The following is a 14,286-nucleotide window of genomic DNA, read 5'->3' as shown; positions in this document are numbered from 1 at the left end:
CGGTTGGCCCACCGGCGCGGGGGATGGTGGCATGGAGGTTCGAGTCCTCGGACCGATCGAGGTGTGCGTGGCGGGCTCCCCGGTCGACGCCGGAGCGTCCCGGCAACGCGCGGTGCTGGCCGTGCTCGCGATCGAGGCCGGGCGGCCGGTCTCGCCGGGCGTGCTGCTCGAACGGGTCTGGGGCGCCGACCCGCCCCAGCGGGTGCGGCACAGCCTGCACGTCTACATCTCGCGCATCCGGCAGCTCTGCGCGGCCGCCGGAGCGCCCGCCGCGGTGGTCCGGCGCTCGGGCGGTTACGTGCTGGACCTGCCGCCCGGGGCGACCGACACCGGCCGCTTCCGCGATCTGGTGGCCCGGGCCGGCGTTGCTCCGGCCGACCGGGTGCGACTGCTCGGCGAGGCGATCGCGCTGTGGCGGGGCGAACCGCTGAGTGGCCTGGCGGGCGAGTGGGCCGAGCGGGAACGGGAGGCGTGGCAGCGGCGCTACGTCGAGGCGATCCTGTCGTGGGCCGCCGCGAAACGGCAGGGCGGCGACCTGGACGGCGCGGTCGAGGCACTGCTGCGGCTGTCCGCCGACCATCCGTACGACGAGGCGGTCGCGGCCGAGCTGATGCACACCCTCGCCGCCGGCGGGCAGCGGGCCCGGGCACTGGAGCATTACCGGACGGTGCGCGCCCGGTTCGTCGACGACCTCGGCACCGAGCCGGGTGCCGCGCTCCGGCAGGTCCACCGGGAACTGCTGAGTGAGGAGCCGCTGCCGGTTCCGGCCGCCCGCCGCGGACCGGCCCTGCTGCCGTCCGACGCGTGGGGGTTCACCGGCCGGGAACCGCAGCTGGCCCGGCTGGACGAGGTCCTCGCCGGCAGCGCCGAGCAGCCCACCGCCGTACCGATCGGCCTGATCACCGGGCCGCCCGGGGTCGGCAAGACCACGCTGGCCGTCCACTGGGCGCACCGGGTGGCGGCCCGTTTCCCGGACGGGCAGCTCTACGTCAATCTGCGCGGGTTCGACCCGGGCGGCCGCACCACGGAGCCGGTCGACGCGGTCCGCCGGTTCCTCGACGCGCTGGGCGTGCCGGCCGCCGGCGTGCCCCAGGGCCTGGAAGCGCAGGCGGCCCGGTACCGGAGCCTGATCAGCGGCCGCCGGATGCTGGTCGTGCTCGACAACGCGCGCGACGCCGACCAGGTCCGGCCGCTGCTGCCCGGCACCTCGTCCGTCGTCGTCCTGGTGACCAGCCGCAACCGGCTGACCGGGCTGGTCGCCGTGGACGGCGCGCGGCCCCTAGCCCTCGACGTGCTGTCCCCGGCCGAGTCGCGCGAGCTGCTGCAGCGGCGCCTCGGGGCCGAGCGGGTCCCCGACCGGGTCGTCACCCTGTGCGCCGGACTGCCGCTCGCCCTGGCGATCGTCGCCGCTCGCGCCCAGGAGTCGAGCTTCGCGGCGCTCGCCGACGAGCTGGTCCGGGGCGGACGGCAACTGGACTCGCTCGACGCCGGCGACTCGCGGACCGAGGTGCGGGCCGTGTTCTCCTGGTCCTATCAGGCCCTCACCGCAGCCGGCGCTCACCTGTTCCGCCTTCTCGGCCTGCACCCCGGACCCGACTTCGGCCGACGTGCGGCCGAGAGCCTGGCCGGCACCGACGTCCGGGCCGGCCTGGCCGAACTGACCCGGGCGTCCCTGCTGGTCGAGTACCGCCCCGGCCGGTACGCCCTGCACGACCTGCTCCGGGCGTACGCGATGGAGCTGATGACTTCGGCCGACCGGCCGGAGGAGGCGTTCGCCCGGCTCGCCGACCACTACCTGCACTCCGCAGCCGCCGCCGACCGGCTGCTGAACCCGCTGCGCCGGGCCAGCGTCCTCCCGATCACCGCGCCGGCCCACGGCACGAGCACGGACGATCCGGCCGACCCGGCCGCCTGGTTCGCCGTCGAACGAGCCAACCTGCTCGCCGTCCTGGGCCGGGCCGCCGAGACCGGCCAGGGCCGGGCGGCGTGGCAGCTGGCCTGGGCCGCCGACACCGCTCTGGAACGGCTCGGCCACTGGCACGACCTGGTCAGCTCGTGGGAACGGGCGCTACGCGTCGCCCCGGACACCGCCGCGCGGGCGTACGCCCACCGCCGGCTCGCCCACGGCTTCACCCTGCTGGGCCGGGACGCCGAGGCCGAGGCCCAGTTGCAGGAGGTGCTGCGACTGTACGAGCAGGCGGGCGACCTGACCGGCCAGGCCGTCACCCACCATTCGCTGTCCTACATGTACGACACCCGCGACGACGTCGAACGGGCGCTGCACCACTCCGAGCTGGCCCTGGCCTGCTCGGAACAGGCCGGCGACACCGCGGAGCTGGCCACCGCGCTCAACGCCGTGGGCTGGTGCCACGGCCGGCTCGGCGACCATGCCCGGGCGCTCACCTACTGCCGGCGGGCGCTGGCCCTGATCGACCCGGCCGACCACCGCAGCCTGGGCGAGACCTGGGACAGCATCGGCTACGCCCACCACCATCTCGGCGAGTACGACCGGGCCGCGGACGCCTACCGCACGGCGGTCGCGATGGCCCGCCGGGCCGAGGACCGCTTCGCCGAGGCCACCCTGCTGACCCACCTCGGCGACACCTGCGTCGCGGCCGGCGACCGGAAGGCGGCCGGGGCGGCCTGGCGGCCGGCCATCGAGCTGCTGGCGGCGATCGACGAGTCCGCCGCCGCCACCCTCCGCCGCCGCCTCGCGGGCCTGGGCGCTCAGATGCCCCAGGCCTCGAATTCGTAGATCCGGTTCGACGGGACGGGCTCGTCGGTCCACGGCACCTCGGTGCTGGCGACCGCGGAACGGCCGCCTTCGGCGCCGACCGCTTCGACCTCGACGGTGGTGCTGGATTCGGAGCCGGTGCGGTCCAAGCGGGGTACGAAGTACGCGTCGTTGGTGGTGCCGCCTAGATAGGTGCGGGTGCCGTCGCTGTGCCGGGCGAAGACGTCGTAGTGGTGTATCGGGCCGGCGGCTGCGATCCAACCGAGGCGCAGCGACACGCCGGTCGCGCCGAGCACGGTCAGCTCGGAAGGAGCGGCGACGGTGTCCACCTCACCGTCGTACAGGGCGAGCCGGCCGACCCGCACGGCGTAGGAGTCGACCGGTTCCGGGGCCTCCGCGTGCAACCCGAGCTGCGTGACCGTGCGTCCGGCGTACCCGGAGAGGTCTAGGGTTTTGGTTTCCCAGCCCGTGCCGCTGGTGGCGCCCAGATCGAGATAGGTGAACGCGGTGGGATCGTCGGCGAAGGACACCGCGGCCGACAGGTTCGTCGGGCCGGGCGCCGGATTCTTGACGACGACCGACAGCCGGGTGTCGGCGGCCACCGGCAGCCGGGTCTGGTAGAGCCGCACGGTGTTGGCGGCGTCCAGCCGGCCGGCCAGCTTCAGCGAGCTACCACCCTCGTAGGCGTCGGCGAAATCGATGCTCGGCGTCAGCCTGGTACCGGCCGACTGCACGATCCAGCGGTACGTGGGCGGCACGTCCTGCAGCGACAGGTTGTTCCAGCCGGTGTTGCCCAGGACGGTTCCGTCGATCGCGTAGAGGTCGCCGTGGCCGGCGTTGAAGCTGGTCACGAACGGCTTGGTGGTCACCGGGGTGGACTCGGCGACGTAACTGGCCAGCCCTTTCCACGCCGACGTCGTGGTGGTGTCGGACGGGTCACTGTTGGCACCTACCCAGTAGCGGGCGTCGCGGGCGTAGAAATCGGCGCGCGAGGTGGCCGACTTGTATGTCCATTCCGGACGGTAGAGGCCGAGCCCGGTGACGTGCGGCTGGCCGGCCGGGAAGACGGAGCTCCAGCCGACCGCGGTGTTGTATCCGTTGGCCTCGGTGTCGATCCCGGCGTACAGGTCGTACTCGCTGCGGCCGAGCCCGCGGGCGGTGCTGCGCGAGGTGTTCTGCTTCGCTGCGCTCCAGCCGAAGTCGAGGAACATCGAGTCGGCGACCCGGGTCGAGCCGTCCTGCAGGAAGGCGTCGTTGGCCGTGTTCAGGCCGTCCTGCCAGGACACTGAGCCGCTCTCGGTCATCGCGTCGTACCACATGAACTCGACCGGGCCTTGGCCCCGCGCGTACGTCATGGCGTTGCGTACTTCGGTGGCGAGTTCGGTGTTGCCGCCGGCGGATTCCTGGTTGATGAACCAGCCCTCGAAGCCGTAGTACCGCGCGACCTGCACGAGTTTGTCGGCCACCGGATAGGTGCTGCCGGACTTCTGGACGAAGTCGCGCACCCACTGGATCTGGCCGCCGTAGGCGGTCGGCGGGAAGAACACCGTGCCGTACACCCGCACCCCGTTGCGGTGCGCGGCGTCGATGACGGTCGGGTTCGGGGCCAGGATCAGGCCCTCGCCGGCCGAGCCACCCCAGAAGACCAGCGAGTCGATGTACTGCCAGTAGGGGAACGCGTAGTAGTTCGGGTCGAGCGCACCCTGCGACGGATTGTTCGACGTCGGCGCGAAGGAGACCAGGGAGGCGATCCGGCCTTCGCCGGCCCGGGCGCCGGCGTTGGCTTTAAGGGCCGGATCAGAGGTACGGGCGGCAAGCGGAACCCGGGAGCGGTTGAAGCGGGCGTCCGGGTCGGTGGCCGGGTCCCAGGACAGGATGCCGTTCGGGTGCCAATACGAGGCGTACGGCTGATTCCCCGCCGCTGCCGCCGCGGCGGGCTGCTTTCCCGCCGCCGCGACGGCGGGGACCGGGTTCGTCGCGACCAGGACCGCAGTAACGAGTCCACACAGGAACGTCCGCATGATCAAACCATTTCACATCCGTCAATGTCTTGGGGCGTACCGCGATGGAGCGGCCCCGATGCGAGATGATCCCGGCATGACGATGATCGGCCGGACGCGGGAGTTCGGCGACGTCCTCGCCGCGGTGCGCGATCCACGGACGGATGTGGTCCTGGTGACCGGCGAGGCCGGGGTGGGCAAGACCCGCCTGCTCGACGCCGTGTCCACCGCGCTGCCGGCCGTCCGCGCCTGGGGCACCCGGGGCCTGGCGCACGTCCCGCTGGCCGCCCTGGCCCACCTGCTCGACCCGGCCACGACGTCACTGGCCAAGATGGTCGCCCAGGTGCTCGACGCGGTCCCGGCCGGCGCGGTGCTCGCGGTCGACGACCTGGACGGGTGCGACGAGGTCTCGCTGGCCGTCGCGGTCCGGGTCGCCCGCGACGCCGGACGCACCCTGGTCGGCACCGTGCGGACCGTCGACGGCCGGGTGCCGCCGGCGGTGGCCGAGCTCGCGGCCTCGCCCAGCACCGTGCTCCTGCCGGTCGCGGCGTTCGACCGGGCGTCCACCGAGGAACTGGTCGACGCCCTGCTGGACGGCCCGGTCGACGCCGGGGTGGTCGACGACGTGTGGCGCCGCACCGGCGGCAACGCCCTGTTCGTCACCCAGCTGCTGGACGGCGCGCGGCGTTCCGGCGCGCTGCATCGCTCGGCGGTCGGCTGGCACGCCGCCGGGCCGCTGCCGGTCCCGACCGGGCTGCGCAGCCTCCTGCCGACCCGGCTGGAAGGCCTGCCCGACGACGCGGTCGCCGCCGCCCGCTTCCTGGCCGCCACCGGCCGGGCCACCGACGGCGAGGTCGAGCTGGCCGGGCACCACGCCGGAACCGAGCGCCTGGTCGCCCACGGGATCGCGGTCTGGGCGGGGGAGACCGCGCGGTTCGTGCACCCGCTCTTCGCCGAGGTGCTGTGGGACGGGCTGTCGCCGGCCCGGCGGCGGGCGGTGCTCCGCGAGCACCTCGCGGTCGCCCGCACGCTCGCCCCGCACGACCACGTCCGGTGCACCGTGCTGAGCCTGGACGCCGGTGAAGCCGTGGAACCGGAGCGGCTGCTGGCGGCGGCCCGGGTCGCGGCGGCCGGCGGTGCCACCGACATCGCGGAACGGCTGGCCCGGGCGTGTCTCGGGGCCATTCCGGGTGCCGCCCTGGTTCTCGCGGTCACCCTCTGGGAGACCGGGCGGGCCGACGAGGCGGTGACCGTCCTGCGTGACGCGCTGGACCGCACCCCGCCCGGCCCGGACTCCGCCCTGCTCGCGGTGACCCTGCACAAGGTGGTCCTCTGGGGCCGCTACGACCTGCCGGCCGCCCGGGAGGTGCTGCGGCAGCAGTCCGCCCGGTATCCGGCCGGGGCACCGGTCGGCGCCCTGTTCGCGGTGGCCGAGGCGGACGCCCTGGCCTACGCCGGGTTCCCGGACGAGGCCCTCGCCATCGCCGCGGTGATCGGCGACGGCGCCCGGCTGCCGCTGCCGGTCCGGGCCATGCTGGCGACCAGCCGCAGCAATGCGCTGGCCCACATCGGCCGGACCGGCGAGGCGGTCGCCGTCGTCGAGGAACTGCTCGACCGGGTCACCGGCGCCGGCCCGGAGGCCGATGCCGGCACCCGCGACAAACTTCTGGTGTACGCGAGCCACGCGCTGCGCGAGCACGGCCGGCTCGACGACGCGGCCCGCGCGGCCGAACGGGCCTACGAGGGCGCCCGGGCCGACGGGGTCGTCTTCGAGCGGGCCTGGGCCGCCGTCTGCGTCGGCGCGGCTCGCCTGCAGGCCGGGCACCTGGACGACGCGGCTCGCTGGGCCCGGCGCAGCCTGGTGACGGCGGCGGCCGCCGGGATGACCGACTGCACCCGGGTCAGCCTGAGCGTGCTGGCCGTGTCGTACGGCTGCCGCGGCCTGGCCCCGGATCCGGCGTGGGTGGCGCACCTGCGGTCGCCGGAGGCGGGTCTGGGGTTCCTGCGGCACACCGTGCCGATCGCCCTGGGCTGGGCCGCGTACGCCGAGGGCCGGCACGCCGAGGCCCGCGACGCGCTGCGGCAGGGTCAGGCCCAGGCCGCGCGGGAACGGGCGGTGGCGGCCGAGTCCTGGATCCTGCACGAGCGCCTGCGGATGCACGACGGCGCCGGGGTGCTCGCCCGGCTGACCGCGCTCGCCGTGGACTCGCCGATCGGGGTGGCGCGGCTGTCCCTGGCCACCGGGCTGGACCGGGCCAGTTCCGAGATTCTGCTGGAAGCCGCGGCCGCGTTCCGGGCCGCCGGCTCGCCGCTGTACGCGGCCGAGGCCGCCGCGATGGCCGCCCGGTGCGCCTCCGGCCGGGTCGCGGCCGCGGCCCGGCGCCGGGCCGCGGAGTTCGCGCACGAGGTGGGTGACCCGGCCACGCCGCCACTGGCCGGGGCACCCACACCCACCGATCCGCTGACTGCCCGCGAACGCCTCGTCGCCGAGCTCGCGGCGGGCGGGGCGAACAACGCCGAGATCGCCGCGCGGCTGGTCCTGTCAGTACGGACGGTGGAGAACCATCTGTCCCGCGCCTACGCGAAGCTCGGGATCACCTCGCGGAGTGAGCTCAGCATTTGACGCCGTCGGAGGTGCAGGCGCCGCTGCCGGTCGCGCCGTCGAGCGGGTTGGGCAGGTCGGGGCGGGTCTCCGGGTCGGCTTCGTTCCAGCCGCCCCCGATGACTATCGCTCCGACGTTGGCGCTGAGGTCGTCGCCCGAGAACAGCGAGATCAGGTCCCGGCGGCGCAGGAGGTCGTTGACGTCGTCGTCGGTCAGCACGCCGATCACGGACGGGGCGAACTGGACCGGGGTGACCGTCGTGCCCTTCGCGGTGAGCAGCTTGGCCATCGCGGCGGCGGCCTCCTTGTGCGAGAGCCAGGCCGTGCCCGGAAGCGCCGGACCGGTGTAGTCGTCACCGGTGGTCATCCCGTCGGTGCAGTTCTCGCCGTTGGCGTCGCACTTCTGCCGGGTGGTGCTCGAGGTGTCCTGGCCGTCCTTGCCGGACGTCGTATCCGTGTGTTCCTTCGACTTCCCGGTGGCCCTGGTATCGGTGACGTCATTGCGGGACGCGCCGTCGTGCTCCTGCAGCTCGACCTGCTTCAGGATGGTCCCGTCCTTGTCCCGCAGCGTCTGGACGTGGTGTTTTTTCATGTCCAGGCCGATGTATGTCTCGTCGGTCGACGACCCGATCGTGTTCAGTTCCGGGTCGTAGTACTCGGTGGTTGTTCTGCTGATGCAGGTGTCCTCGCACCCAGCCGAGTCAGGCTTGGTGATCGAGTAGGTTCCGTCGACGTACTTGTTGGCCGTTCTCGTTTCGTCGGAGTCCGAATCCACCACGCCGCCGTGGTCGGATTCCCACAGCGCGGTCGGGTTCTCGTATGCGCCGTACCAGCTGGGGTTGAACCGGCCGAGGTCGATCTTCATATCCTTGCCGGACCCGGTGAGGTCGGCCAGGCCGAAGGACAGCCCGTTGATCCACGGCAGGTCGATGCCGGCGTCCTTGAGCAGCCCCGCGTCGATCCCGGCCAGCGCGAAGGTGTCCTTGCGGGTGGGGATCCCGAAGACCTCGGACGGCAGCCCCGACCCGCCACCCGCGTACCACTTCTTCTCCAGGCCCTTGACGAACTCCTCCGGGAACACACCCCAGGTGCCGAACCCGAGCTCGTAGGTGGGCAGCTTCCCGTCGAGGGTCGCGTCCAGCACCAGCTTCAGCGGCGGCCGGCTGCTCGCGTCGAGCGGATCGGTGCCGAGCGCGATCTCATCGGCGTCGGCCGTGCCGTCACCGTCGGAGTCCACCACGGCCAGCGCGAGGTAGCAGGCGGACAGGTCACACACCCGCAGATCGGACAGTTCGTAGCGCCGCCCGTCATCGGCCCGGGCCGGCGCCGCGAGGACGGTCGAGAGCAGAAGGCCACCGCAGGTCAGGGCCGCCAGCGCGGCCCGAGATAACGTCATGCCGGCGAACCTAAGCAACCCCCACCCTCATGTCCTGAGTGGTGAGTACTCAATCCTCGCGGCGTCGCCGACCAGTTGGGCCAGCAGAGTCAGGGCCTCGGCGGAGGGGGAGCCGGCCGGGGCCGTGTATGTCACCAGGCGCTGGCCGATCGGGTCGGCGGTGCTCAGGCCCTGTTCGGTGACGGTGATCCGGCCCACCAGCGGGTGCCGCAGCTCGAGGATCGACGAGGTGCAGGCGGTCACCCGGTGGTCGGCCCACAGCGCGGCGAACTCCGGGCTCGCCACCGCCAGGGCGCCGACCAGTTCGGCCAGGGCCGGGTCGTCCGGGAACTGGCCGGCGAACAGCCGCAGGCAGCCGACGTCGGCGCGGGCCTTGGCGTCCCAGTCGGCGAACAGCTCGCGCGTCTCCGGGTCGAGGAAGACCAGCTTGGCGATGTTCGGCCGGGCCGCCGGCGACGCCGGGGCGTCGGCCGGGAGGTGCCCGGCGAACAGGGCGTGCCCGAGCGGATTCCAGGCGAGTACGTCCTTACGGGCGCCGACCACCATCGCCGGCACCGTCGCCAGCGCGTTCAGCAGCTCCAGCAACCCGGGCTCGGGCTTCTCGACCGCGGGCCGCCGGACACGACGCGGGCCGGCGCCGTCGGTGCCGAGGCGGTGCAGGTGCATCCGCGCGGTCTCGTCCAGCCGCAGCGCCGCGGCCAGCGCGTCGAGCACCTGCGGGGACGCGTTGCGGGACTGCCCCTGTTCGAGCCGGGTGTAGTAGGACGAGCTGACCCCGGCCAGCATCGCCAGTTCCTCGCGCCGCAGGCCGTCGACGCGGCGCCGATCCCCGTACAGGTGAAGGCCGGCCTGTTCGGGGGTGACCCGGGCGCGGTGCCACTGCAGGAACTCGCCGAGGGTGCCGGCGATCTTCGGCGTCGTCATGAGGCAAGTATGCGTCGCCATCGGGCGGGTTTCCTGACCCTGCCAGGGGTACCAAAAGCCGGGTCTGGGCGACCGGCATGCCCCGGACGCACGGTGGGACGCATGTCAACCTTCACCATCGGCGGCGACCTGACCGTCGGCCGTCTCGGCTACGGCGTCATGCAGCTCACCGGCCCCGGCGTCTTCGGATTCCCGGCCGACCCGGACAACGCGATCGCCGTGCTGCGCCGGGCGGTCGAGCGCGGCGTCACGCTCATCGACACCGCAGACGCGTACGGGCCACTCGTCACCGACGACCTGATCCGCCGTGCCCTGCACCCCTATCCGGAGAACCTGGTGATCGCCACCAAGGTCGGCCTGACCCGTCCCCGCCCGGGCGAGTGGGTGCCGGTCGGCCGCCCGGAGTACCTGCGCCAGCAGACCGAGCTGAGCCTGCGCACGCTCGGCCTGGAGCGCATCGACCTGCTCCAGCTGCACCGCGTCGACCCGCAGGTGCCGATCGAGGACCAGGTCGGCACGCTGGCCGACCTGCGGCGCGAGGGCAAGGTGCGGCACATCGGCCTGTCCGAGGTCACCGTCGAGCAGATCCGGGCCGCTCAGGCGGTGACCCCGATCGCTTCAATTCAAAATCTTTACAACCTCACCAATCGTACGGCGGACGACGTGCTCGCCTACGCGGAGCAGGAGAAGATCGCCTTCCTCCCGTGGTTCCCGCTGGCCGGCACCGGGATGGCCGACACCGCCCTGGCCGCGTCGGCGGCCCGGCACGGCGTGTCGGTCAACCAGCTCGCGCTGGCGTGGCTGCTGCACCGCTCCCCGGTGATCCTGCCCATCCCGGGCACCTCGTCGGTGGCCCATCTGGAGGAGAACCTGGCGGCCGGCGACATCGAGCTGACTTCGGAGGAGTTCGCCCGGCTCTGAGCCCGGCTCTGAGCCCGGCTCTGAGGGGCCTCAGACGCCGGCGAAGACCGATGCGTACCGGATGCCCGCGCCGAGGCCGCCACCCTGCACCGAGATCGGGTAGCGGCCTTGGCCCGCCTGGGTGTCGAACTCGGCCTGGTACTGCGCGGACGTCTGGTCGTGCCGGGCCACCCAGGCGCCGATGTTGTCGTTGGTGAAGATCGCCGCGTACTGCAGGTCGTCGGACGCGTCGACCACCGTGGGCCGCATCCCCAGCCCGTTGTAGCGGTCGAACCAACCCTGGTAATCGCCGGAGTTGCCCATCGCGTGTGCCCGCCAGCCGACCTGAGCCGGGTTCGGCACGCAGGTGGCGGCATAGGAGCGGTCGGCCGGGCCGCCGTAGATCGTCAGCGAGGTGGGGATGCAGTTGTTGCTGCGGGCCCAGCTCATCAGGTTGGCCAGCGTCCCCGGGGTGGTGGCGGGGCCGTCGGTCAGGCCGTGCCGGGCCTTCCAGGTGCCCGGCGGGCGCTTCTCGAAGATGGCGGCGAACACCGGGTTGGCCCGGCTGCCGGTGGCGCTCACCCGGATCGCGACGTATCCGTCCGCGGCGAGCTGGTTGAACCTCGCCTGGTACCCGGCGGCGTCGAGGCCGTGCAGGGCGGCCCAGGCCGGTCCGCCGCGCTGCACCCAGACCGCGGCGTAGAGCGGATTGAACCGGTCGCCGTAGACGCTGACCGAGACCATCCGGTAGCCCTGCTGGCTCAGGCTGTCGAAGCGCTGCTGGTGGGTCGCGCCGGAGACCCCGTGGTAGGCGCTGAACACGGGAGCCTTGGCCAGCGCGGGAGCGGACCTCAGCAGGCCGGCCCCGGCGCCGGCGGTGAGCCCGGCGCCGATCAGCAGAGCGCGGCGGGAGAGAACGGAGTCGAGTGTCATGGCGGTGCCTCCACGGCCCGATGTCGCGTCCTCGGCTGGACGCGTCCGGCCTGACCCTCTCACAAAGTTGGACCAACTGGTTTAAATCGGAAAAATGTGGGCAGGTCGTGCATCGACCTGAATATATGGGTGGCGCCGGCGTCCAGCAGCGCCTTCGGCGGGTGGTGGGCGGGGCTGCCGGGCGGGCAGAAGCCGAAGACGGTCGCGCCGGCCGCCACGCCCGCGGTCACGCCCGGAACGGTGTCCTCGACCACGGCCGCCCGGGCCGGGTCGATGCCCAGGTGTGCCGCCGCGGCCAGGTAGACATCGGGGGCCGGCTTGCTGTGCGGCTGGTCCATGCCGCTGAACATCTTGCCGGCGAAGACCTGGTCCAGGCCGACCTTGTGCAGCTGCAACCGCACCTTGCCGAGGTCGGCGCCGCTGGCGCAGGCGATCATGCCGGCCAGCCGGGCGTTGATCTCGTGGACCGCGGCCACCGCGCCGGGGATCGGCTCCAGCGAGGCGGTCAGGGCCGCGTTGCGGCGGTCCCGGAAGTCGAGCAGCCAGTCGTCGGTGACCACGAAGCCGGTGTGCGCGGTGATGATCGCGGTCTCGTCGCGCAGCGCCCGGCCGACGAACAGGCGGAAGCAGTCGTCCGCGCTGATCTGCCAGCCGAGTTCGTGCAGCATCGACCGGAGAACCCCGTTCGTGATGCTCTCGGAGTCGACCAGGACCCCGTCGCAGTCGAACAGTACGGCGTCGAAGGAATCGGGTTGGCTCATCCGGCCATTGTGCAGGCCTGGTCAGGAACCCACCGGCACCCGGATCCGGCCGGCCGCCCAGGGGAGTACCTCGTCGGCCGGCATCGGCCGGGACATGTGGTAGCCCTGCGCGTACGAGCAGCCCATGGTCTCCAGAACGGCCAGGGCGGCCGCGCTCTCCACGCCCTCGGCGACGACCTTGAGGTTCAGCGCGGCGGCCAGCTGCAGGATCGCCCGCACGATCGCCTCGTCGCTGGCCGACTCGTGCACGCTGCGGATGAACCGGCGGTCGATCTTCAACTCGGTCAGCGGCATGGTCTGCAGGTACGCCATCGACGAGTAACCGGTGCCGAAGTCGTCGATCGACAGCTTCACGCCCAGGTCCCGCAGGCGGTCCAGGATCGCCTGGACCTCGGCCGGGTCGCTGATGATCGACGTCTCGGTGATCTCCAGGGTGAGCATGGCCCCCGGTACGGCGTGGCGGGCCAGCGCCGCCGCCACCCGGTCCGGGAACGCATTGTCGTAGAGGCCGCCGGCCGCGATGTTGACCGCCACCGGTAGTTCGGCGCCGGCCTCCCGCCAGCTCCGGTGCTGGACCAGCGCCATCTCCAGGACGGCGTCGGTGAGCGCCACGATGATCTCGTCGTCCTCGGCCTGCGGGATGAACTCGCTCGGCGGCAGCAGGCCGCGGTCCGGGTGCTGCCAGCGCACCAGGGCCTCGACCCCGACGAGCTCGCCGGTGCCGGTCGCGACCTTGGGCTGATAGTGCAGCACCAGCTCGTCCTCGGCGATGGCCCGGTTCAGCTCGCCGATCACGCCGAGCTGTTCCGAGCGGTGGCTGTCCGTCTCAGCGTCGTAGATCGCGGTGCCCGAGCGGCTCCGTTTGGCGGTGTACATCGCGATGTCGGCGTGCTGCAGCAGCTCGGCCGAGTTCGCGCTGTGCAGCGGGTAGACGGCGGCGCCGATGCTGCCGCTGATGTCGACCCGCACCCCGTCCAGCTCAGCCGGTCCCTGCACCGCGTCCAGCACCCGCCGGGCCAGTTCCAGGCAGCCCTCGGCCGAGCCGACGCTGGGCAGCAGCACGGCGAACTCGTCGCCGCCCAGCCGGGCCACGATGTCCGACTCCCGGACCGCGCTGGAAAGCCGGCTTGCCACCTCGGTGAGCAGCAGGTCGCCGGCGTGGTGGCCGAGGGTGTCGTTGACCTCCTTGAACTTGTTGAGGTCGAGCAGCAGCAGACCGACCGGGGCGTTCTGGCGCGCGGCCTGTTTCAGCGTCCGCTCGACGTGCTCGGCCAGCAGCGAGCGGTTGGCGAGCCCGGTGAGCCCGTCGTGCCCGGCGCGGTACCGGCTCTCCTGCGCCTGCCGTTCGATCCGCCGCTGGTGGCCGATCATCACGAAGGCGCACAGCACCAGCAGCATCATGTCGACGGCGACGATCGCACCGGCGGCCACCAGCGCCTTGTTGTTGCGCTCGTCCACGTCCAGCAGGTACTGGTCCATGTCCAGGCGCTTGCGGGCGACCTGGGCGATGGTGGTCTTGCGCAGCGTCGACGCGGCCAAGTTGGCCTGCTGGGCGAGGGCGTCCACGGTCGCCAGGTCGCCCCGGCCGTCGGCCGCCACCAGTTCGTGCAGGGTCTCGGTGTAGGCGGCGTACGAGTCGGCGACGTCGGCGGCTTCCTCCCGGTCGGTCTCGTCGCCGTTCTCGGCCAGCCAGTTGACGTTGCCGGTGGCCGAGCCCATCGCCGACAGCAGGGGCTGGCGGCCGACGTCGCTGCTGGCCCGCAGGTAGTCGCCGAGCATCTCGTACTCGATGCTGACGTTCAGGGTGAGGGCGCCCCACTGGTCGCTCTGCATGCCGGTTTCCCGTACGTGCCGGGTGGTTTCGACGTTGCCGTTGATGCTGTAGCCGGCCAGCGCGGCGAGGGCGGTGACGCCGAGGGTGAGTCCGATGACGGCGGCGCGGGCCATCACCTTGCTCCGGACTGCCTTGGCGATCACTCCGGCGTCCCCCCGGCTGGAATGAGGATTCACGTTCGGTAGTAGCTTGAGCCATTCAT

Annotated in this window: 9 protein-coding genes; 3 read left to right on the top strand and 6 right to left on the bottom strand. The window is 72.7% G+C overall.

From position 1 onward, the window contains the following. Positions 1-31: 31 nt before the first annotated feature. On the top strand, positions 32-2,755 hold the full coding sequence (locus tag Ate02nite_RS31560) for an AfsR/SARP family transcriptional regulator (RefSeq protein WP_203811499.1): 2,724 nt from the start codon (positions 32-34) through the stop codon (positions 2,753-2,755). Here Ate02nite_RS31560 and Ate02nite_RS31555 read toward each other — a convergent pair. Continuing rightward, complete coding sequence (locus tag Ate02nite_RS31555) at positions 2,728-4,755, bottom strand: endo-beta-N-acetylglucosaminidase (RefSeq protein WP_203811498.1); 2,028 nt, start codon at positions 4,753-4,755, stop codon at positions 2,728-2,730. The two genes, Ate02nite_RS31560 and Ate02nite_RS31555, sit on opposite strands and share 28 nt — an antisense overlap. Positions 4,756-4,813: 58 nt before the next feature. On the opposite strand from Ate02nite_RS31555, the gene Ate02nite_RS31550 reads away from it, so the two are divergent. Next, the gene (locus Ate02nite_RS31550) at positions 4,814-7,357 is read left to right on the top strand and encodes a helix-turn-helix transcriptional regulator (protein WP_239147832.1); all 2,544 of its coding nucleotides are present in this window, start codon (positions 4,814-4,816) and stop codon (positions 7,355-7,357) included. On the opposite strand, the gene Ate02nite_RS31545 is transcribed toward Ate02nite_RS31550, so the two are convergent. After that, entirely contained in the window at positions 7,347-8,732 is a 1,386-nt protein-coding gene (locus Ate02nite_RS31545; RefSeq protein ID WP_203811496.1) for a thrombospondin type 3 repeat-containing protein, read from the bottom strand. The genes Ate02nite_RS31550 and Ate02nite_RS31545 overlap by 11 nt on opposite strands. Before the next feature lie 27 nt (positions 8,733-8,759). Beyond that, the gene (locus Ate02nite_RS31540; protein WP_203811495.1) at positions 8,760-9,656 is read right to left on the bottom strand and encodes a helix-turn-helix domain-containing protein; all 897 of its coding nucleotides are present in this window, start codon (positions 9,654-9,656) and stop codon (positions 8,760-8,762) included. A gap of 102 nt (positions 9,657-9,758) precedes the next feature. Here Ate02nite_RS31540 and Ate02nite_RS31535 point away from each other — a divergent pair, with 102 nt between their 5' ends. Beyond that, positions 9,759-10,577, top strand: coding sequence for an aldo/keto reductase (locus tag Ate02nite_RS31535; protein WP_203811494.1), 819 nt, complete (start codon positions 9,759-9,761; stop codon positions 10,575-10,577). A 30-nt stretch (positions 10,578-10,607) separates the two neighbouring features. Here the strand turns inward: Ate02nite_RS31535 and Ate02nite_RS31530 are convergent, their stop codons facing one another. From Ate02nite_RS31530 to Ate02nite_RS31520, 3 genes are read right to left on the bottom strand one after another with little or no spacing between them, the layout of a single operon-like run. Then, positions 10,608-11,489 (bottom strand): hypothetical protein, encoded by an 882-nt coding sequence (locus Ate02nite_RS31530; RefSeq protein ID WP_203811493.1) that lies wholly within the window; start codon positions 11,487-11,489, stop codon positions 10,608-10,610. A gap of 59 nt (positions 11,490-11,548) precedes the next feature. Beyond that, the gene (locus tag Ate02nite_RS31525) at positions 11,549-12,250 is read right to left on the bottom strand and encodes an HAD family hydrolase (RefSeq protein WP_203811492.1); all 702 of its coding nucleotides are present in this window, start codon (positions 12,248-12,250) and stop codon (positions 11,549-11,551) included. Positions 12,251-12,271: 21 nt separating this feature from the next. Further along, complete coding sequence (locus Ate02nite_RS31520; protein WP_203811491.1) at positions 12,272-14,227, bottom strand: putative bifunctional diguanylate cyclase/phosphodiesterase; 1,956 nt, start codon at positions 14,225-14,227, stop codon at positions 12,272-12,274. Positions 14,228-14,286: the final 59 nt, after the last annotated feature.

The organism is Paractinoplanes tereljensis (assembly GCF_016862435.1).
GTDB classification, from domain to species: domain Bacteria; phylum Actinomycetota; class Actinomycetes; order Mycobacteriales; family Micromonosporaceae; genus Actinoplanes; species Actinoplanes tereljensis.
Note: the sequence above shows the minus strand (reverse complement) of the source record. Positions and strands in the feature narration are given on the sequence as shown.

Bases quoted from the DNA above. Each gene is read 5' to 3' on its own strand.
- Ate02nite_RS31535 (WP_203811494.1), top strand. From the start codon at position 9,759: ATGTCAACCTTCACCATCGGCGGCGACCTGACCGTCGGCCGTCTCGGC.
- Ate02nite_RS31540 (WP_203811495.1), bottom strand. From the start codon at position 9,656: ATGACGACGCCGAAGATCGCCGGCACCCTCGGCGAGTTCCTGCAGTGG.
- Ate02nite_RS31545 (WP_203811496.1), bottom strand. From the start codon at position 8,732: ATGACGTTATCTCGGGCCGCGCTGGCGGCCCTGACCTGCGGTGGCCTT.
- Ate02nite_RS31560 (WP_203811499.1), top strand. From the start codon at position 32: ATGGAGGTTCGAGTCCTCGGACCGATCGAGGTGTGCGTGGCGGGCTCC.
- Ate02nite_RS31550 (WP_239147832.1), top strand. From the start codon at position 4,814: ATGCGAGATGATCCCGGCATGACGATGATCGGCCGGACGCGGGAGTTC.
- Ate02nite_RS31555 (WP_203811498.1), bottom strand. From the start codon at position 4,755: ATGCGGACGTTCCTGTGTGGACTCGTTACTGCGGTCCTGGTCGCGACG.
- Ate02nite_RS31525 (WP_203811492.1), bottom strand. From the start codon at position 12,250: ATGAGCCAACCCGATTCCTTCGACGCCGTACTGTTCGACTGCGACGGG.
- Ate02nite_RS31530 (WP_203811493.1), bottom strand. From the start codon at position 11,489: ATGACACTCGACTCCGTTCTCTCCCGCCGCGCTCTGCTGATCGGCGCC.